The sequence below is a fragment of the Methylobacterium sp. WL12 genome (genome assembly GCF_008039475.1).
Taxonomy (GTDB): Bacteria; Pseudomonadota; Alphaproteobacteria; order Rhizobiales; family Beijerinckiaceae; genus Methylobacterium; species Methylobacterium cerastii.
Genome location: NZ_VRUW01000244.1, coordinates 1 through 599 on the forward strand (window position 1 = coordinate 1; position 599 = coordinate 599).

Annotated in this window: 2 pseudogenes; one reads left to right on the forward strand and one right to left on the reverse strand. The window is 64.4% G+C overall.

The features are described 5' to 3' along the window. Window positions 1-251, forward strand: a pseudogene (locus tag FV226_RS27705) (hypothetical protein); the annotation flags it as partial. Window positions 252-363: 112 nt separating this feature from the next. Here FV226_RS27705 and FV226_RS27710 read toward each other — a convergent pair. Further along, window positions 364-599: pseudogene (locus FV226_RS27710) on the reverse strand (hypothetical protein); the annotation flags it as partial.

The window sequence follows — 599 nt, forward strand, 5'->3', positions numbered from 1 at the left end:
TCTCGGCCCTGGCGGTGTTCGGCGGTGCGCCGATGTTCTTCTACTTGCTCCACCTGACGATCCTGCGGCTCCTGTATCACGGTGCCGCCGCCATCTGGGGCCCGACGCAGGGCAGCGTGTTCGGCGTAGCAAATTATGGCTGGGTGCTGGCCTGGTACGTCGGCCTGGTCGTGCCCCTCTACTGGCCGACGGCCTGGTTCTCGCGCTTCAAGGCATCCCGACGCGAGATCGCCTGGCTCAAATATCTCTAGTGGAGGAAATCTGACGGATGGAACCCGTTCCCTGGGCCCACTCCCGGCCCCTTGCCGACCCTCGGAAGGTCCGCTTCCGGGCTGTCGAGGCAGAGGCTAGAGCCGTTGCCTGTCATGTTGGGTCGAAGGCATCGTATCCAGCAGCGGCGACGTAGTTTCGGCATTCGTGCGGGCGAAAGGCCTTGAAGGCTTCTCGGATGGCGGCCCAGAGGTCTGGCACCGTGCGCGCGGCGGCCGTTCGCAGGAGCGCCTTCAGCTTGGCGAAGGCTTGCTCGATTGATGGTGTGGATGGCTCCTGCTCCCGGCGTTGCGTTGGGGCATAGTCGGGATGTTGTCGCCTCAAGCTGA